Below are 20255 nucleotides of genomic sequence, written 5' to 3'. Positions count from 1 at the left end.
GGAGTCGCAACCAAATAAATCAAAAGGCATACGCTACTTATAATCTTATACTTACTAACAGCGATCATATTATATATATTAAGACCTGAATATCTTTTACTCTGGAAAATTTTATCTTTCTTTAATGTAGCTCAGCCCTAAGTTCAAATTTTCATTAAACTCCCCGATCGTCGCAGACTGTAACGTGCGATGCATTTTTGTTCTGATTTCTTTAAAATCGTTGTGCAGTGGGCAAGGCTTTGTTTCAGAGCAACTTTTTAACCCAAGCCCGCAGCCCTTAAATATTTTTTCCCCGTCAATCGCCCTGACAATATCGGCCAGTGTATTGCTCCGGGCAATGCTGTCAACATAAAAGCCGCCATTTGGACCTTTACTGGATTGTATGAGCTCACGTTTGCTGAGTTCCTGAAGAATTTTTGCAATGAAGTGTTCCGGTGAATCAATACCAGCCGCAACTTCTTTAATACCCACTTTCCTGCCTCCTTCTGACTTCTGGGCAACAAAAATGACCGCTCTTATTGCATATTCGCACGTTTTTGAAAAAAACATCTGCATCTGGTTTATGTGCAAATATATCTTCAAGATTCGGAAAATAAAATACTTTTTACTCTTTTATTTTACGCACTGTTTTGCTGTTTTTCGGCATAATTACAGGCGGTATCACACGCTTAGCAGTAGATAAGCAATTAATAGAATACTGATGACTAAAATGACTCCGGTAAGAATGGTGGTCAATAAAGTTGTTGGTTTATACCGCCCGGTTTTAAGTTGCTTATCAGTCCTACGGTACTGCAAAAAGGCAAACAAAATGGCAAGCATACCTAGGACGACCAAAAAAATCCCAATAATGGCTGAATATGCATGCGAAGGCGTAGCAACTTGTGTTTGCAGCACGAAACCAAGCTGTTTTACAAACAGTGAAAACTTTACAACCACAAATCCAAAGGCCATAATGCCGATCCCTGTCCTTAACCAAGCAAGGTAAGTCCGTTCATTAGCCAGATGATCATTAGGCGTAAATGCTGATGGATTGCTATCTTTTTCTATACTCATGTGGCCTGAATGTCCTATATACCTTAATGATAACACCCTGTTCTTGCATAGCTGTCATCCTCCCTTGTATTGTTAAAGAGTTATTATGCAATGTCGATATTAGCTTTGCACGGTCGTGTGGCCAGGTTCTCTATTTAAACAAGCCCTTGCGCAAGCATAGCATCAGCCACCCGGACAAAGCCTCCTATATTGGCCCCCTGCATATAGCTCATGCGCCCATCTCCCTTACGGTCCAGGATTTTAGCTTTCTGGTAATGCGGCTTATCCTCAATAATGGAATAATTGTTTCGGCCACCTCTTGGAATGCCTGGTGAAATTCATTTTCACCAGGATTTTGATCGATAATCCGGGTCATGAAGGAGAATAATCTCATAGTTGCGTATGATCCGCCCATTTGTAAGAAAAATCTCAATCCACGCAATAATCTAGCGTCTTTTGATACAAAAGCTTATCTGCCAAGCTGCTAGTTTAAATGGAACGTCTCTGATTTTTGATCAACCAGACTTTGGTTTTTAAGTAGGTTTAAAATAACGAGTCCTATTACAATACAGACTGCAAGTAAAAGAGAAATATTGATCAGCCCTCCTGCTGCTTGCCCGTGGGCGCTTTTTATTGTCTTTTTACCCGCATCGGACTGTATTTGAGCAATAGAATGAAGAGTTGAAACAGCTTCCCGGAAAATAATTGCTCCCTGATCTCCAAACAAAAGTCCGGCCTCTTGATGGCGATTTCTACTGATAAGTTGTAGAACGGAATTTTCGAGCCTATCATAAGCTTTCAATCGATCTTTAAAATAGGAAAGTTTTTTTGCTTCCAAAGCAGTCAATGAAGTCTTCTCAAAGCTACTGATCAGACGGTTGCGCTCGGAATTGTCAATACGTGAGGTTTTAACCGGTTCTCCTGTCGAGATGGAGGATGAATCGGTTAAATACCCTTGCACCAGAAGCCGTCTGTTATATAGGTTTTCGCTCAAAAACACAAGATCAACAGCTGGTTGTAAACGGTCAACAAATACAGATTCCAGACTTTGATCCATAACCTGTATCGTCTGATTCGTACTGAGAGAAGCAAGCATTATCACTACTAAAATACCGGCAAGTACTACTGCCGCTTTAACTTTTTGTCGTATTACAAAAGACCATTTCATATGAACATTGTTTATAAGACCAGAGTAAGAAAGCCCGGCGTCGGCAAAGAACATCCGCCAGGCTTATAAAAGGATTTAGGAAATTATAGTAATCAGCCCTAAGCATATACCTAAACTTTTTGCCCTGTTACAGGCTTAAATGCCTAACCACCTGTCTTCATTAAATTGCACCCCAATGTTTTCACGATTGCTTCTGCTTAAAAAACAGGTATATATAAGCGTCAAACCGGTTAAAACCTTCAAATAAAACCAAGGGCCTAATTTTGTCGGAAATAAAATTATTTTATTCATTTCGTCTAAAATTTTGATTGTATTAATTATAGCTGTAAATTTACAACTGTAAAAATACAAAAGCAAATAATCGCCAGCAATAGTGCTCAATCGTACTTGACTAATTCATGTGATGACCTAATGTCCTGATCAGGGACCTTTGCCAAGGTGATCCTGTGGAATAAAAAATGGCCGCAGGGATGAAGAAATTTACAGTACTAGATGTAATACATGCATAAGTTGAAATGTAATAACAACACCAGACCACTTGAGCTCTGTTTCCGATCGAAATAAGGCTGCCCAAAAATGATCGGGGAAATGAAAGGTTTAAACCAGTAACTTAAACATGCTATGCGATGATGTGCGCCTTTCGGAAATGTCGGCACAACATTGTACTTTAGAAGAAACAATTATTACTAATCAAACTTTAAAAGGTGTGACAGTTAAACCGAGTAGTCAGGACTGCTAACAAGTAGTCAGGATGGCTAAATAGAACTGCTACAAAATTAATTAGGTTCTCCGAGCGGATCCTAAGAGTTCACTCCTGCAGTAACTTCACCTAGATCTTCGTTTAATAGCGATTTGACCATAATTTCAATTTTAATCTTCTAAAAAGGTAAAAAAATGAAAAATTTTGAAAACAAGACAATTATCATTACGGGTGCCGCAATGGGGCTTGGTCTAGCAGTCGCAAAGGAACTTGCTATGAGAGGAGCTAATCTCACACTTGTTGACTACAATCAGCAAAGTCTTTCCGAGGCTAAGGATGAGATCAGCAGAGATTTCCCGGATAACAAAATCATTACTGTTGTGGCGGATGTTTCCCAGGAAGCTGCCGTAAAAGGTTACGTTGATGAAACAATTAATCAGTTTGGCCGTATTGATGGGCTGTATAACAATGCCGGAATTGAAGGCAAGCAAGCCAGTATCACAGAATATGACCTAGACACCTTTAAAAAAGTAATCGATATAAATCTTATGGGAGTGTACTACGCGATGCGCTATGTTATTCCTTACATGCAAAACCAAAAGTATGGCAGGATCGTAAATGTAGCATCCGTCGGAGGAATAAGGGGTGTTTTAAATCAAACCCCGTATGTAGCAACAAAACATGCAGTGTCAGGCATGACAAAAAGTGCAGCGCTTGAATATGCGAAAGACGGCATCAATACAAACGCAATTGCTCCGGGAGCCATACTGACACCTATGGTTGCGGAAGCTTTTAAACAGGTAAACCCTGAGGATCCGAAAGCTGCTGAATCAGAATATGCTAAGGCCAATCCTACAAAACGGCTTGGCCTGCCCGAAGAAGTGGCGAAGGTAGTGGCGTTTCTTTTAAGCGACGAATGTTCCTATGTAAATGGGCAGATTCTTGCTATTGATGGGGGGCAGTCAAACAGTTATGGCAATGTTTAACAAGTTAAGTGTAAAGCTGCAAACGGTTATGGGCAAATCAGCAAACGGAAACAGCAAGAGCTTGGCTAAGCTCATCCCCCTTCTGATACTTATTTACGTATCACTGACTGCCATCGGGCAAACTCCCAAGCAGACCAAGGCAAATTCATCAGCTCTAACTGCAATTGAAAGCAAGATCCGCGACAAGACGACGGCCATCGAGTCCAAGTTGATCGGCTGGCGCCGGGATATACATCAAAATCCGGAACTGGGAGATCAGGAAGAACGCACTTCAAAACTGGTTGCAGAACACCTTCGCACCCTGGGAATTGAAGTTCAGACAGGAGTGGGCGGCACAGGGGTCGTAGGCATATTGAAAGGCGGGAAGCCGGGAAAGTTGGTTGCCCTGCGGGCTGACATGGACGCTTTGGCCGTTAAGGAGCCCGCCGGATTACCATTCGCTTCAAAAGCCACATCCCAAATAAACGGAAAGACTGAATACCTTATGCATGCCTGTGGGCATGACGCACATACGGCTATGCTAATGGCGGCAGCCGAAGTTCTTGCAAGCATGAAAAGTGAGCTAACAGGTTCAGTAATGTTCATATTCCAGCCTGCCGAAGAAGGCTCAAGCGTTGTAGAGCCAGGGACGGGCAAAAGCTGGGGGGCCAAACGGATGCTTGAAGACGGCATGTTTAAGAAAAACAAACCGGATGCAGTATTCGCACTACACGTTCACCCCGGCAAGTCAGGACAGATTGATTACAAGAGTGGACCAGCCACAGCCAGCAGCGACGTGCTGAATATTACTGTCAGCGGGCAGCAGGGCCATGGAGGTATGCCATGGAACACAATTGACCCGGTAGTAGCCTCGGCATACGTAATAGCCGGCTTACAATCCGTTGTTAGTCGACGCGCTGACCTGACGAAGTCGCCGGCCGTTATTTCAGTGGGGATGATCCATGGCGGGTCCAGCCAGAATGTGATTCCGGACACTGTAAAAATGGTTGGCACCATCCGTTCATATGACCCTGAGGCACGCAAGCAACTTCATACTGATATTAAGCAGGCTGCTGAGCACATTGCGGAAGGAACCTATGCGAGGGCGCAGGTTGACATTTTGCCTATGTATGATGTCACAGACAACAATGATGCCCTGGCTAAACAGATGCTGCCAGTACTGAAGCGCGTTGCCGAAGCCGGCGTGGTACCCGGGTCGTTGCAGGGGGCCTCGGAGGATTTTTCTTACTTTGCCAAAGAAGTGCCGGGTCTGTATATTTTTCTCGGTGTTACGCCCGAAGGTGAGGATCCTGCCAAAGCTGCCCCAAACCATAATCCCAAATTCTTTGTCGATGAAAAAGCATTGGTAGTAGGTACAAGGGCAATGGCGGCAATGGCCGTTAATTTCTTAATGAGCGGATCACCCAACTAACAGCTGGCAAATTTCGAATTTACAATTGAATGACAGCGAAAAGACTATCCGGCCTTTTGACATGCTGCTGCACAGGCCGAGCTTGACAACAGCGAATTGTCTGTTTAGCTTCGTATATCTAGCTTACGCAGCATTTCGTCCGTTATTGATTCGCTGTAAATACCATAGCCGTTTACCAGCACACCTTTTATTTGATGAACATCGGATGATATCGCATATAGCACGGCTGCATCCGAGGGGTTACTGTCCCCTTCAAACCGAATGAATTTATCCACTTTAAAGTCATCGGTAAATATTTTGAACTGCCCGTTACGGCACTCAAGGCAGTTTTGTCGAAGGTTGAAGTCCTCCGAATATCCTTGGTTGCGCAACTCATTCAAACTTTCAGTTAGCGTTACATATGGCTCCATAGTTCTTGAGATATAATAGTAAAAGGATTTTGATTCTTGTAATCTAAGACAAGTATTAGTGCTTAATAATTATCTATTATGCCGTCGCTAAATGCTTTTGAAACGCTCTCCTACTCTGGTGTGGACGTCAGGCAATATGGTATCGTAGGGATCTTATTTCTTATTCATAAGCTTAACCAACTCAATTAAGATAATACAAACAACAGTTGTAATTATCACTATTAGCATAATATGCCAGCTTAATGGTGTTGTTTTAAAAACGGTATCCAAAAACGGCACATACACAATCAGCATTTGAAGCATTATGGTAAGGATTATTGCTCCCCACATCCCCCGGTTAGCAAATATGTCTCTGGAAAATATAGAATGATATGTAGAGCGCACAGAAAGTGCATTACCTAGTTGCACAAAACACAAAGTTGTAAATACTGCGGTCTGTTGTGTTTTTACATCGTAATTTTCATTTATGCACCACCACTGAATGAAGAGTGCAGCAAATGTCATGATGATTCCTATGAGTACGATACGAAGAACTAAACCACCTGCAAATAAATTTTCCTTAGGTGGACGGGGCGGACGGTTCATAATGTCCTTTTCGGCTGGTTCTGCCACCAGCGCAATCCCAGGCAAGCCATCCGTCACCAGATTTATCCAGAGAATGTGTATGGGGAGCAGTGGAATAGCAAACCCAATAATTGGGGCAAAGAAGATTACGAGGATCTCACCCAGGTTACACGAAAGCACATAAACAATAAACTTTTTAATATTTTCGTAAATACGCCTACCTTCCCGAACGGCTTTCACAATGGTGGCAAAATTATCATCCAACAGAATCATATCAGATGCTTCCTTCGATACATCAGTGCCAGTTATCCCCATTGCAATCCCGATATCTGACTGCTTTAAGGATGGTGCATCATTTACGCCATCGCCAGTCATGGCAACAAACTCACCGTTGTTCTGTAAAGCTTTTACAATATTTAATTTCTGCTCTGGCGACACACGGGCATATACAGCAACGTGTTTCGTCACACTCTTAAATTCTTCTTCCGTCAGCTTCTCTAAATCAGAGCCTGCCCTGACCTCTTGGGATCCTTCTTCAATCATCCCCAGGCGTTGGGCGATGGCTGTGGCAGTAAGTGGCTGGTCGCCGGTTATCATTACAGTTTTTATACCCGCGGATTTACATTCTTTAATGGCTTCTATGACTTCTTCGCGGGGCGGATCAATCATGGCTGCCATCCCCAAAAATTCAAGTTCATTCTCTTCATCTGAGGTTATCCTGCCAGGATCTTTTTCAAAAATTTTGTAAGCAAAAAATAGAACCCGAAGGCCATCTGCCGCCCACTTACGGTTTTGCGCGAGCCATCCGTCAGTCTGATTTTTGTGTTTTTCAGATACCGATTCTAGCATTTTTATTGGGGCACCTTTTACAAACAAAATCCATTTGTCCCCATATTTATGTAAGGTGCCCATCCGCATGCGCTCTGAATCGAATGGCAGCTTCTCCAACAGCGGGAATTTTTGATCTGCTTCTTCTTTTGTTTTGCCCTTATCTATGGCATACTTTACCAATGCTGTTTCTGTGGAATCGCCCAACAGTTCTTTGTCTGCGGAAAATCGCACATCATTATTGAGCATCATGGCATAGCCCAAAAGTTCTTCCTTGCCCTCTACAGCAAGGATACTTTCTACCGTCATGATGTTTTGGGTAAGCGTCCCGGTTTTATCGCTGCATATATAGGTGACTGACCCTAACGTTTCAACCGCCGGCAATTTTCTCATCAATGCATTTTGGCTCACCATTCGGCGGGCCCCCTGGGCAAGCGCAATTGTTATAACGGCTGGCAATGCCTCTGGCAACGCAGCAACAGCCAGCGACAATGCGGTAAGAAACATGGCAAATGGTGGCTCGCCACGGAGCAAGCCAAGACCAAAAACGGTTAGGCAAATCACTAGAACAATAACCGCCAGTTGCTTACTAAAAACAGCTAGCCTTTTCTGGAGGGGCGTTTTTTGAGAACTTGCCTCCATCATACCTGCAATTTTACCGATTTCGGTATTCATACCAATGGCAGTGACGACCGCTTGGGCAGAACCATTACTCACAACCGTTCCTTTGAAAACCATATTGAGCTGGTCACCAGGCACAATGTCCCCTTCTTTTATTGGCTCGGTTATTTTTTCTATTGAATGGCTTTCGCCGGTAAGCGATGCTTCGTCCGTTTTAAGAGAACTCACCTGGATAAGCCTTGCATCGGCAGGGACAATATCACCGGCTTCCAGTAGAATTAAATCACCAGGGACTAATTGACTTGCTTCAATTTTTAAAGGGTTATTGTCGCGGATCACGATCGCAAACTGTGCCGACATTTTCTGTAACATCTTTACTGATTGCTCTGCATTATATTCCTGCGAGTAACCCATCCAGGCATTACCGAGAATGATGGCCAGAATAACGTATGCATCTGTATGCTCGCCAACCATAAATGAAATGGCGGCAGCGACAATCAGTATCAAAATCATAACATCCTTAAACTGACCAATAAGGATGGACAGTTTACTTTTTCGTTTGGCCTCCTGCAATACATTCTCCCCAAATTCATTTCGAAGGTTTACAACTGTATCACTTTTTAAACCCGAAGCGGAAGTCTTTAGAGAACTTATGACGTCTGCTGCACTAAGCTGGAAAAAAGTCTGCATGATGGTAAACAATTTAATATGCGTTAGCACTGATCCCTTATACACCCAAAGAAAAATCAACCGCAGTCCACGAACTATCACTACTATGTACTTTCGCGTTGTATGGCTACTGATGCCTCTCCTCTATTTGCGGTATCTGTTATCATTTACAGGTTGTGTTAGCTATAAAAGTCCCCAGTATTATAGGCGGTTGGAAAAAGACTACTAATACTATTTTTTACACTATGCCTCCGACAATTCCCCAATGATACCCTTATGCAGTTCATTCTAAAATATAATCTGACTTAGAGCAAAAAATATGGAAATTTCTATAAATTGATGAAAATATCTGCTAATTCCTATCAATGTTTATATAGCTATTCAATCACTCGGTGTGCAACAAGATTTAACTCTCCAGCTGCTCGCTGCGATTCAATAAAAATGTGCGTTTCACTGCCTGCTTCATCGTCTGCGTTTTACATAAATTATATGTCATACTTTAACAAATGAAATAATGAAAAATTATAACATTGCAGTTATCGTAGGAAGCCTTCGCAAAGAGTCCTACAATTTAAAAACTGCGAACGCACTGATTGCCCTTGCGCCGGAATCTCTGAGTCTTGAAATATTAGATATTTCAGATCTTCCAATGTTTAATGAGGACCTGGAAGCAACACCGCCAAACGAATGGGAAGAATTTCGGCGGCAAATCAGGTCTGCCGATGGCCTTTTATTTCTTACGCCAGAATATAACCGTTCGGTACCTGCTGTTTTAAAAAATGCTATTGACGTGGGCTCGCGTCCATATGGGCAAAATTCCTGGAATGGAAAACCAGGAGCAGTGGTAAGCGTTTCGATTGGAAATATTAGTGGTTTCGGTGCTAACCATCACCTACGCCAGTCACTTGTTTTTGTTAATGTACCCACCATGGCACAGCCCGAAGCATATATAGCTGAAGCAACAGGGTTATTTGATGAAAACGGAAGTCTCATTAATGATTCTACAAAGAGCTTTCTGACTGATTTTATGGTAGCCTTTGAGCAATGGGTTACCACGCATGCCACAAAGAATTAGAAGGAAATTGCAGTTTTTTAGCCTCCGTACGGATGGCTGTAGCTTTTATGGCTCATTTTCCACATGGACCGGTATAGCTTTTAGAATAAAGGCGAATTATACATTTTCTATTCCTTAATACCAGTTAAATCAAGCCTGACCTCACTGAATTTATGGATAGCAAAATTTAAAAACGTGATTGCAAACAAACATTTCTTGTATCTTTTCTTATTTCTGCTCGTAGCACTTCACTGCACGCCCTGTCTGGGACAAAAAAAATATGAACGGGAATACACTGTCAAAGCTGATTCCGTTCCGGACAGCGCCACTTTATTTGTGTCCCGCCTATTTAACAACTCCAGGGTTCATTGGTATATGGAGGAAAGCGATACCACTAAGACTATCGAAGCGAAACTGAAGCATTCGGGAAAACATTACAGTATCGAGTTTGATGAATCCGGACAAATACAGGATATCGAAATTCTCATTAACATTCGTGATTTGGAAAAAAATATCCGTTCTGTAATAAAAGATAACCTCAATGCTACATTTAAGCGTCAGAAAATTATCAAAACACAATTGCAATGGAATGGAAGCGAGAATAACCTGGAACGGGCCGTTCTCGCCAAAATGCCGCTTGAAGGAATGATAGTTAAATATGAGATAGTCGTCCGAGGGCAGACAGGAAACGAGGAAGCGTATTTTGAAGTGCTCGTTGATAGTACTGGAAAGATTGAAAGTACTAAGGAAATAGCATTAGCAAATGATGATAATCTTATTTACTGATGTGCAGATTTTTCCTCTTTTATTTATTATCCTTTACAGCATTATGCCAGCAAACATATCGGGCCGGCACAACTACTCAATTTAACGTAAACTTTAAGGTTGGCAAAGCTTTAAAGCTTAATACAAAATTTGAGTCTCGTCAAATCCTATCGCAGAAAGAAATGGATAAGTCTCCCAACCATAGATTTCAATATGAGCGCACTGATTTGACTTTGCTGCTTACTACTAAATTGTCTATTAATAATATCATTGGAGGTGGTTATATGATAAGGTTAGAAGATAATACGTATTATCACCGGATCATTCAACAATTTAATAATGTGAGGAAGTTTGAATGGTTTAGTATAGCACACCGAGTCTTAGCCGACGAAACTTTTACCAACCATGGACTTAGTAACTTCCGGATAAGCTATAGGATCGGGATACAGAAACCGCTTAACGGTCAATACATCGATCCAAAGGAATTTTATGCAAAGGTCAACAATGACTTTCTTGGTATTTGGTCACGTGATGAATCCGACTTTGAGATCGGCATTTTACCTACCCTAGGATATACTGCTACCGCTAATAATAAAATAGAGCTTGGGGTGGACTATCGGGTAAATGAGCTAAGAAAAAATAGCATAACCCAGCAATTCTGGGTAACGCTTGGATGGTTCATTAGTATATGAATGATTATTTACCTGCGACAGGTTCAAATCATTTGCCACAATAAATCCAGGGCTATTCAAATCCTTATTTTGGACCCGTTATACCAGCATCCGGGATCGCAAAAAAGCTAATGCTGGTTGGCGGAACCGTCAGCTCACCGCTCTTTACTGGCTTGCCCTTTAAAACTGGCAACTCACCATTGTCTTCGAGTTTCAGATCTGTCCCGTTAAGCTGTATGGTTTGTCCTTCCAATTGAGAGGAAGTCAGCAAATAGTGCTCGGAGTCTATATCGATATGGATTGGAGCTTCTTTCTTATTTGTATTGATTACCAGCAGCGTTACACCTGCCTTGCTCCCTTTCATGTTGTGAGCAAAAACATAAACGCCCTTTGTCCCCTGCCCTGTTTCGTAAACCTGGGTGCCCATAAGTTTGGCCCACAGATACGCTGCCCAGTAATTTGGTTTAGGCAAATGTGTATCCTGGTCGATCAGACTGTACTCGCTGGCAATAAGGGTATTATGCATGATAACCTTTACCCCTTTCTTGGCCAAGGATCCCATTTGGTACAGGTAGCGGAAAGTGTCAAGGAAAGTCGCTGAGAATGGGTCGCCTCCACCCGCAGCCTGCGCCGTTTCTGTGATCCACAAAGGAATGCCAGGGTTATACTTATCCCTTAAACCCGCATAATAATGTGCGACCGTATCTGTTTTCAGCAACCAACCTGCGTCCAGCGCATTTTCAGCTTTTACCGAAAAAGGCCCACTGCGAATCATGCGCATGGAAGCCGCTCCGTAATAATGATAGGAGAAAACATCGAATTTAGGATTGGGTTTAGCAGCTAACATATCCTCGGTTGGCAAAATATTCATTCCCATCCCCTGAAGAGAAACGTTGGGCGACCCTTCACCTACTGAACCTGGCCCTAGCACCAGCATATCAGGAACTGCCTTTTCGGCCCAGGCATTAAAAGCAGCCATGTCCTTGGCGAAGTTTTCCGCGTTATACGCCTTACTGATTTCACCGCCAGCCGTCGGCATTGTTGGTTCATTAAACAGTTCGGCTGCTGCAATTTTGCCACCTACACTCTTGGCAAAATCCGCTAGTTTCTGGGCTTGTTTTGGCGTCCATACGCCTTGCGCATCCCTTACACCATTGGATACTGCAAACGAAGTAACCAGTTTTGAATCGGTAGCTTTAACAAAATCCAGCAACCCTCCAAATTCTTTTCTTGACATCACATTGACGAAACCGGCAGGCGCCTTCGTCAACTTCGGCTGGTCGTTGTCCTGGAAATAAATACCATTTGTCCACGTACCACTCATTCGTACATACGCAGGGGCTAACCCTTTAGCCAGGATTAGCAACCTTTTGTCTGTCAGATCAAGGGGTTTCAATTGCCGGTACAGCTGATCATTGGTTTGTGAGACGTCGTAAGTTGAATTTGCAGCCAGGTCCGGCAAGCTGTCCATCAAGTGATAAGGTTTCCAGAACTGCCCGCCTGCGACCTCCACTGTTTCCACATTATAAGACTGATAACGTTCATCTACCGCTGCTATCTGTTTCACCGTCTTAGGTGAAAGGCTGATGAGCGTGGTATCCTTTCCTTGATCCGACTGTTCAGAAGTGTTGCAGGCAGAGACAATAAATGCTGTCATAACTACTAGGTTGAGCGACTTGTTCATTACATTATCTAGTTTAGTTGATTTGTATTGAAGAACAACATTACATGATAAAGCTGCCTTACTACCCGCTCGTTTGCTGTGCGGTTAAATACTTTCTGGCGGCCTGGGCCATCGTAGCAATCCCTGCACCAAGCATGATAATATCTTTAATCACAAGTCGCCCTGCTGCACTCAGATAAGGGAACCCATACTCGGCGTCACCAAGTGATGGCACCCAGGTTTCAGGTGTGGTAATCAGAAATGACAATGTGACAATTGACATCATGATAACAAGAAAACTTCCAAATGCTGAGACTGCGGGAAATACCGGGTACAGCGCTACCAAAAAGCCAATCAGAATGATTACTGTGCCCAACCCATAAGAAAAAATATAAGTATGGTTGGCTTGATGCCATGCGACATTTTCGGGCTTTAATTCACCTTCCTTATTCATATGCTGCTTATATTCTGGCGCATCGTATTTATAAAAGAAGTTCATAAATGGACTATTGGCTACAAACGGCACGATGCCGGCAGCTTCATATTGAAAAGCTTTCAAACCGCCAATCCATAACATTACAATCACAATACCCCATCGGGCAGCATTAATGCCGGTCGCTTGTAACCCGGCCGCATAGGATAATAGTTTATTTATCATTGTTTCAATTTTAAGATTATAAAGCCATTTACCAAACAATATCAGGGACTAGCCCAACCTCCTCCCAACGACCTGTATAAGTTAACCACTGATTGCAACCGTTGCAATTGGTCATTAATGCTTCCAAGCTCCGCTTGCAACAAACTTTGTCGGGCCGTAATGACCTCGTTGTAGTTGGCAAAACCGTTTTGGAGTAGCTCGCCTGAATAGCTAACCGATTTCTGCAATGCTTCCAACTGATAGCTGCGGATCGCTATTTTATCAAGGGCAGTGTTGTGTAGCGACATGGCATCCGACACTTGTTGTCCGGCTGTAAGCAGCACATTCTCAAAATTGAGCAGCGCCTCCTTCTGCTGGGCCTTGGCAACTTCCAGGCGGGTTATATTGGCGCGTCTGTTGAATATCGGCTGGGTCAGTCCCGCGCCGATGCTTGCCGCAAGGGAGATTGGTTTAAGAAAGTTTTCCAGTTGCAGAGCCGAATAACCCACCGAGCCGGAGATTGTTAATGCCGGATAAAAGTAAGTCCTCGCCACATTAGTCAACTCAAAATAATATCTAAAATTAAGTTCTGCCTGTTGCACATCAGGGCGATTTGCCAGCAGCAGCGCGGGAACACCCGTTTGCAATACATCAAGCGTATCCTGATCCCAAAGCGTGCCGCGTCTGACGGACGTGGCTGGAACGGCAAGTAGAATACTTAGCGCGTTTTCTGTTTCCCTTGTACTCTGGATCAGGTCAGGAATTGTCACTTCTGCTACATAACGCTGCGCTTCGCTTTGCACCACAGCCGCCTCGGTAACTACGGCTGCTATTTTCAGTTCACGCATGGTCTGCACCGTCGTATCCCAATTGGACACAGTCTGCCTTGTAATGGCTAGCTGCTGATCCAAGGCCAGCAGTGCATAATAATAATTGGCAATATCGGCCACCAGGTTTGTTTGTACAGCTTTCGCACCTGCTTCCGATTGCAATAGAAGTGCTAGGTTAGCGCGTTTTGTGCTTCGTAGTTTCCCCCAAATGTCCGCCTCCCAGCCAGAAGATAATCCCAGCTGATATTGGGTCGCACTGTTTCTAATACCAAAGCCCTGAGCTTCCGAAAGCTTTGAACGCGTCACGCCAAGATCTCCGATAACGGTTGGAAATAATGCTGCTCTACTCTGTTCATAATAGGCCCTGGACTGCTCAATACGTGTATAAGCGATTTGCAGGTTCAGGTTGTTTTTAATTCCCCGACTTATCAGGCTTTGCAAAGTCGTATCGGTAAAGAGCCGGTTCCAGGGAAGCTGGCCGAGCCCGCTTGTGTCGGCCGTGACCACATCTCGGTAAAGGTTACCGGGTGCTGTTAGCGGTTTCTGGAAGGGTCTGACAATGTTACAACAGCAAAGCAGCAAACCCAGCAGACAAAACAGAACTAGTCGCTTTAAATGTTTTTTATACATAATCTTGCTATTAAAACGCTTCAATGATCGTCCTGAACTTGTTCTGTAATTGGCTTGGGCGGACCGCTGATCATTTCTTGTAAAGACTGGAATACGATATAAAGCACCGGTATCACAAAAACCCCAATGAGCGTTCCTACCAGCATTCCTCCTACGGCACCAGTTCCAATGGAGCGGTTTCCAATTGCACCTGCGCCGGTTGAAAGCATGAGTGGAACCAAACCCAGAATAAAAGCAAAAGAGGTCATCAGGATCGGACGCAACCGTGCCTGTGCACCTTCGACAGCCGCTTCCACCAGCGACATCCCATGCCGCCTACGTTCCACTGCAAATTCGACAATCAGAATTGCATTCTTTGCCAAAAGCCCTATCAGCATGACCAGTGTGATTTGCAGATAAATATTGTTGGTGATACCAAATAAGCTGGCGAATAAGAATGTGCCTGCCAATCCGATCGGAAGGGAAAGAAGCACCGCGAAAGGCAATATATAGCTTCCATACTGTGCGCTAAGCAGCAAATAGACAAAAACGATGACCAGCATGAAGACGAAAACGGTCTGCCCGCCAGCAGAAATCTCTTCCCTGGTCATCCCTGAAAACTCATATCCATATCCTTGTGGAAGTACCTCAGCAGCCACTTGCTGAATGGCCGCAATGGCATCGCCTGAGCTAAACCCTGGATTGGGCGAACCGGTAACACCAATAGAAGTAAATAAATTAAACCTGGAAATTGACTGAGGCCCATACACTCTCTTCATGGTGATAAAGCCCGTAATAGGCGCCATCTGGCCGTTTGCATTGCGGACATAAATGTTGCTGAGCCCTTCGGGATTAGCCCGCGAAGCAGCCTCGGCCTGGTACATGACCCGGAATTGTTTACCAAACTGATTGAAATTAGATGCATACACGCCGCCGTAATAGCCCTGCATCGTGCTCATGATGTCATTGACAGTGATGCCTGCCACTTTTGCCTTGGCCACATTCACATCGATCTGATACTGCGGAAAATTCACATTGAATGCAGTGGACGCGTACTGAATTTCAGGCCGCTTACTTAATGCTGCCAGAAAATCATTGCCAATTTTAGAGAATAGGGCAATGTCACTTCCACTTTTGTCTTGCAGCTGAAACTCAAACCCGCCCGATGAGCCAAACCCTGAAATGGTCGGAGGTGCAAAAAAGATGATCTTGGCATCCCTGATCCCGCCTGTTTTTGCAAATAATTTTCCAATCAAAGCCTGAACATCCTGTCCTTCCCCTCCACGCTCAGACCAGGGTTTCAGCCGCATTACAACCATCCCATAGTTGCTTCCAACTCCGCTGATCATCCCTCTACCTGTAATTTTTAATATATTCTGTACTTCCGGGATCGAACGCGCAATTGCCTCGACTTGCTTCATGATGGCCTCTGTTCTTTCCGTCGATGCCGAAGGTGGCAGGGCAATATCAGCCATGATAGAGCCAGTATCTTCATTAGGCACGAATGCAGAAGGGGTGGTTTGCATCAGATAATAAAACAGGCCGGCAAACACGGCAATGATCAATCCCGCAACCCACTTCTTCGCAATCAGGAATGAAACGGCTTGTTTGTAGCGCTGGATTGTCTTGTCAAATGTGCGGTTGAACCAGCCATAAACACGTTGTAAAATGTTCTTTTTATGGCTTGTATCTTCTTTATGCGGTTTTAAAAATATAGCGCACAATGCAGGACTGAGCGTGAGTGCATTGACAGCAGAGAGCATAATCGCAATGGCGAGCGTCAAGCCAAATTGTTTGTAAAACACCCCGGATGAGCCTTCGATAAAACTTACCGGCAGAAATACCGCCGCCATCACAAGGGTGATTGAGATGATGGCTCCCGAAATTTCACTCATGGCGTCTTTTGTGGCTTTGAGCGCGGATGTGTATCCCTCGTCCAGTTTAGCATGAACGGCTTCCACCACGACTATGGCATCATCAACGACAATCCCAATGGCCAAGACCAATGCAAACAATGTCAAAAGGTTAATCGTGAACCCAAAAAGCAGCAGAAAGAAAAAAGTGCCCAGAATAGCCACCGGAACAGCAATAGCGGGAATAAGCGTAGACCGAAAATCTTGCAGGAAAATAAAAACTACTAAAAACACCAGAATGAATGCTTCAATGAGCGTATGGATCACCTTTTCAATGGATGCATCCAGAAAATCGTTTGCATTGATCAGCGTGACGTACTTGATACCGGAAGGGAACGATTTGGCGGCATTATCCAATACCTGCAAACTTCCTTCAATCACTTCCTTGGCATTGGAGCCCGCTGTTTGGCTGATGGATACACCTACCGAGGGGTTGCTATTGGTTGTCGTACTGCTGGCATAGCTCATAGCGCCCAGCTCCACGCGGGCAATGTCTTTGAGCCGTAATACCTGACCACTTGGCGTGGCCTTGATGACCACTTCTTCAAACTCGCCTGCATCTTTGAGCCTGCCCGAATACTTGATCACGTACTGAAAGGATTGCAAGCCCTGTTCACCGAACTGACCGGGGGCAGCCTCTATATTTTGCTCTGCCAGTGCAGTGCTGACATCCGAAGGGACAAGCCCATAAGTTGCCATCACATCCGGTTTCAACCAGATCCGCATGGAATAATCCATACGTCCGAACGCATTCGCCTCTCCAACCCCTGATACGCGCTTAATTAAGGGCACCAGGTTTATCTCCGCATAGTTTTGCAAAAATGTCTGATCATAGGCGGGATTCTCGCTGTATAAGGAAAAAATCACAAGGTTACTGCTTTGGCTTTTGGCCGTCGTTACACCGGAGCGCGTGACTTCCTGCGGCAAGAGCGCAGTTGCCCGCGCGACGCGATTCTGCACATTTACAGATGCAAGGTCGGGGTTTGTGCCTAGCTTAAAGTTGATTGTAATCCGCGCTGTGCCATCATTCCCAGCCGAAGATGTCATGTAAGTCATGTCCTCCACGCCGTTGATCTGTTCTTCCAATGGCACAATCACGCTATTAAGCACCACATCCGCATTGGCACCCTGATATGATGTGGAGACAACGACAGTAGGCGGAGCGATCTCAGGATATTGCGCAATAGGCAGGGAAATTAGCCCCAATACACCAAGGATGACAATAAGAACGGAAATGACTGTAGACAGTACTGGCTGATCAATGAATCGATTGAACATAACCTACAAGTTTTTGGCGTAAACACTGTCCGCTTTTACTGGTCTGGAAATGACCTTTGCCCCTTCCCGTAACGACGCTACCCCTTCCAGGATAATCTTGTCCCCTACGGCAAGGCCGGTTTGGGCAACAAAGAACTGTCCATCATTATTGTCCAGCACGCCAACTTCCGCACTCTTAACGGTGCCGTCTGCCGAAACACGGTACACAAACTTTTTCCCTTGTATTTCGTAGGTCGACTTTTGCGGGATGACAATGGCCGAATCAAGCCGGGAAGGAATGCGGACAGTAGCACTGCTCCCACTGCGTATAATACTTCCGGGATTTGGAAAAGTTGCCCGCACCCTAATGGAGCCTGTCTCTGTATTGATAGAACCGCTGGTCGTTGTAATCCGGCCTTTTTCAGCAAAAACGGCTCCATTCGCTAAAACCAGGGATACAGATGGCATTGTCGCGATCCGGGCTTTCGTTGTATTGCCCTTCGTGTTTTTGGAGAATGCTAAAACCTGTTTTTCATTGATCGAGAAATAGGCGTATATGTTGCCAATGTTTGAAACTGTGGTTAATGGTTCGGGTGTATTACTATTGACAAGGCTGCCGATTTTATAAGGAATTAAGCCAACAATGCCATTTGCAGGGCTTGCAATGGTAGTATAGCCCAAATTGGTACGCGCATTGGAAAGCGCAGCGAAAGCCTGTGCCAGCGCCGCTTGTTTTGCTTGCATGGTAAACTGCGCTGATTCAAGTTCGTATTTACTGATAATGTTCTTTTCGACCAATGGCTTCACCTTATTGACACCCATTTGCGCGGCATTGACGTCTGCTTCTGCGATTTTAATATTGGCCTGTGCAGTCCTTACTTCCTGTTCATATTGAGGGGCATTGATTTTAAACAGCGCTTGCCCTTTTTTCACAGTAGCACCTTCATCAACGAAAATCTTTTCTATAAATCCATCAATTTTCGGACGGATCTCAATATCCTGCTGCCCTTCGATGGTTGCCGGGAATTCGCTATTTAATGTGATCGTTCTTTGTGTAATCGTCAGGACCGGATAGTCCTTGATTTGCTCCGCCACATTCCCACTGCCCTGCTTTTTGTCCTGACAGGACAAGAAAAGGACGAACGTCAATGACAAACCAGTTAGTGAGAGCTGTATCCTTTGATTCATAAGAATGGAATTTTGGAAACTCGATCATGAACAGATGATTGCAGATAAAAAACTTAAGAATTGCAGATTAGCCGTGGCGGTGAACTGGGGAGCCTGTTGCACGGATACTGGTTGAAGCTACAATTCATAACCATGCAAAGGATTAGGTGAATGTTATGTCAATGTATAGAATTTTTAGAAGAGTCTGATGCCGGCAAGAATTTAATTAAATTTTGTCACTTCTGCGACTAGCCAATTTTAACAGACGTCATTGTCAGTGAACCGCCAACGGCCTGGTCGTTGAAAAAAGAAACAGGTTCCTTTCCCGCCTTTAAGCCCAATGTATACATCAGAGGAAGGTAATGCTCCGGAGTCGGTATGGCCAGTGCGGCCTCTCTTCCTAACTGACTGTAATTGATCAATGGCTTGTGGTCATTTTCCTGGATCAGAGCTTTGAATTGCTCATTGATTTGCAACGCCCAGTCATATCCATAACCCTGCACGCTAAGCTTGTCCCAGGCTACCATTCTCAGATTGTGCACCATATTTCCGCTACCAATGATCAGCACTCCCTTTTTTCGTAGCGCCATTAATTCCCTTGCCAGGTCATAATGGAATTGAGGCCCTTTGGTGTAATCAATGCTAAGTTGAAGCACTGGAATTTTAGCCTCCGGATACATATGTCTTACCACCGTCCAGGTGCCGTGGTCAAGTCCCCAGTCATGATTAAGCTCCACTTTTGCGGAACGAATGAGCCCGGCAGCTTCTTTGGCTAGTGCTGGATTGCCCGGCGCAGGATATTGTACGGCAAAAAGTGCCGGCGGAAATCCTCCAAAATCATGAATTGTTTGAGGAAAATCCATTGCTGTAATCTTGGTGCCGTTCGTAAACCAGTGCGCCGATACCACCAGCACGGCAGCTGGCGTAGGGATTTCTTTGGCCATTTGTATCCACCTTCTGCTAAACGCAGTGTCTTCAATGCCGTTCATCGGTGAGCCGTGGCCTATAAACAGGACCGGCATCGGTCGCTGCTGGTCTGGAAGCTCATTTGTAAAATGTTTGAATGCTGCTAATGTTGTCATACCAATTGCGCCTGTAACGGCAGTTTTTATGAATTGCTTTCTTTTGATCATTGCTGATGATATTTCTGCCTGGTGATGTAGGATTTTTCACCCGGACAGCCAGTTATAATTGTATTTCATATTGAGTTGGGTCAACAGTGAGGACATCCTTAATAATGTTCGGCTTACGCCAAGCTCGCCTGCTACAACAGGGCTGAAACCGGCAGTTTCGATAAGCT

General features: G+C 44.4%; 17 protein-coding genes. 5 read left to right on the top strand and 12 right to left on the bottom strand.

Features of this window, described 5'->3' with window-relative positions; translation table 11 throughout:
- Positions 1-111: 111 nt before the first annotated feature.
- From L0660_RS15605 to L0660_RS15590, 4 genes are all read right to left on the bottom strand, one after another.
- Positions 112-549, bottom strand: a complete 438-nt coding sequence (locus L0660_RS15605) for an Rrf2 family transcriptional regulator (protein ID WP_233794383.1) — start codon at positions 547-549, stop codon at positions 112-114.
- A 111-nt stretch (positions 550-660) separates the two neighbouring features.
- Positions 661-1053 carry a YidH family protein gene (locus L0660_RS15600; RefSeq protein WP_234612799.1) on the bottom strand — a complete coding sequence of 131 codons (393 nt, stop codon included), beginning with the start codon at positions 1051-1053 and terminating at the stop codon, positions 661-663.
- Positions 1054-1261: 208 nt separating this feature from the next.
- Positions 1262-1426 carry a hypothetical protein gene (locus L0660_RS15595; RefSeq protein WP_234612798.1) on the bottom strand — a complete coding sequence of 55 codons (165 nt, stop codon included), beginning with the start codon at positions 1424-1426 and terminating at the stop codon, positions 1262-1264.
- 90 nt (positions 1427-1516) lie between these two features.
- Positions 1517-2200 (bottom strand): MCP four helix bundle domain-containing protein, encoded by a 684-nt coding sequence (locus L0660_RS15590; protein ID WP_235160252.1) that lies wholly within the window; start codon positions 2198-2200, stop codon positions 1517-1519.
- A gap of 894 nt (positions 2201-3094) precedes the next feature.
- Here L0660_RS15590 and L0660_RS15585 point away from each other — a divergent pair.
- Positions 3095-3886, top strand: a complete 792-nt coding sequence (locus L0660_RS15585; protein WP_235160251.1) for a glucose 1-dehydrogenase — start codon at positions 3095-3097, stop codon at positions 3884-3886.
- The gene (locus tag L0660_RS15580) at positions 3879-5297 is read left to right on the top strand and encodes an amidohydrolase (protein ID WP_234612795.1); all 1419 of its coding nucleotides are present in this window, start codon (positions 3879-3881) and stop codon (positions 5295-5297) included. The genes L0660_RS15585 and L0660_RS15580 overlap by 8 nt, the downstream gene beginning before the upstream one ends.
- A gap of 104 nt (positions 5298-5401) precedes the next feature.
- Here the strand turns inward: L0660_RS15580 and L0660_RS15575 are convergent, their stop codons facing one another.
- Positions 5402-5707, bottom strand: a complete 306-nt coding sequence (locus L0660_RS15575; RefSeq protein WP_233796315.1) for a phosphoribosylpyrophosphate synthetase — start codon at positions 5705-5707, stop codon at positions 5402-5404.
- Positions 5708-5860: 153 nt separating this feature from the next.
- Entirely contained in the window at positions 5861-8410 is a 2550-nt protein-coding gene (locus tag L0660_RS15570; RefSeq protein WP_234612793.1) for a cation-translocating P-type ATPase, read from the bottom strand.
- A 493-nt stretch (positions 8411-8903) separates the two neighbouring features.
- On the opposite strand from L0660_RS15570, the gene L0660_RS15565 reads away from it, so the two are divergent.
- The 3 genes from L0660_RS15565 to L0660_RS15555 all read left to right on the top strand — a co-directional run bounded on the left by L0660_RS15565 (position 8904) and on the right by L0660_RS15555 (position 10900).
- A complete protein-coding gene (locus tag L0660_RS15565; RefSeq protein WP_255703563.1) occupies positions 8904-9464 on the top strand; it encodes an NADPH-dependent FMN reductase in 561 nt (186 codons plus the stop codon).
- 174 nt (positions 9465-9638) lie between these two features.
- A complete protein-coding gene (locus L0660_RS15560) occupies positions 9639-10229 on the top strand; it encodes a hypothetical protein (RefSeq protein ID WP_234612791.1) in 591 nt (196 codons plus the stop codon).
- On the top strand, positions 10229-10900 hold the full coding sequence (locus L0660_RS15555; protein WP_234612790.1) for a DUF2490 domain-containing protein: 672 nt from the start codon (positions 10229-10231) through the stop codon (positions 10898-10900). The genes L0660_RS15560 and L0660_RS15555 overlap by 1 nt, the downstream gene beginning before the upstream one ends.
- A gap of 64 nt (positions 10901-10964) precedes the next feature.
- On the opposite strand, the gene L0660_RS15550 is transcribed toward L0660_RS15555, so the two are convergent.
- From L0660_RS15550 to ygiD, 6 genes are all read right to left on the bottom strand, one after another.
- Positions 10965-12536, bottom strand: a complete 1572-nt coding sequence (locus tag L0660_RS15550) for a hypothetical protein (protein ID WP_235160250.1) — start codon at positions 12534-12536, stop codon at positions 10965-10967.
- A gap of 88 nt (positions 12537-12624) precedes the next feature.
- Positions 12625-13200 (bottom strand): DUF417 family protein, encoded by a 576-nt coding sequence (locus L0660_RS15545; protein WP_233796310.1) that lies wholly within the window; start codon positions 13198-13200, stop codon positions 12625-12627.
- A gap of 41 nt (positions 13201-13241) precedes the next feature.
- Positions 13242-14639 (bottom strand): efflux transporter outer membrane subunit, encoded by a 1398-nt coding sequence (locus tag L0660_RS15540; RefSeq protein ID WP_235160249.1) that lies wholly within the window; start codon positions 14637-14639, stop codon positions 13242-13244.
- 20 nt (positions 14640-14659) lie between these two features.
- Complete coding sequence (locus L0660_RS15535) at positions 14660-17809, bottom strand: efflux RND transporter permease subunit (protein WP_234612787.1); 3150 nt, start codon at positions 17807-17809, stop codon at positions 14660-14662.
- Positions 17810-17812: 3 nt separating this feature from the next.
- On the bottom strand, positions 17813-18976 hold the full coding sequence (locus L0660_RS15530) for an efflux RND transporter periplasmic adaptor subunit (protein ID WP_235136261.1): 1164 nt from the start codon (positions 18974-18976) through the stop codon (positions 17813-17815).
- Positions 18977-19203: 227 nt separating this feature from the next.
- Positions 19204-20037, bottom strand: a complete 834-nt coding sequence (gene ygiD / locus L0660_RS15525; protein ID WP_234614874.1) for a 4,5-DOPA dioxygenase extradiol — start codon at positions 20035-20037, stop codon at positions 19204-19206.
- Positions 20038-20255 lie beyond the last annotated feature (218 nt).

The organism is Dyadobacter sp. CY351 (genome assembly GCF_021502625.1).
Taxonomy (GTDB): domain Bacteria; phylum Bacteroidota; class Bacteroidia; order Cytophagales; family Spirosomataceae; genus Dyadobacter; species Dyadobacter chenhuakuii.
The sequence above is the reverse complement of the archived record's forward strand: the minus strand, read 5'-3'. Positions and strand labels throughout refer to the sequence as shown.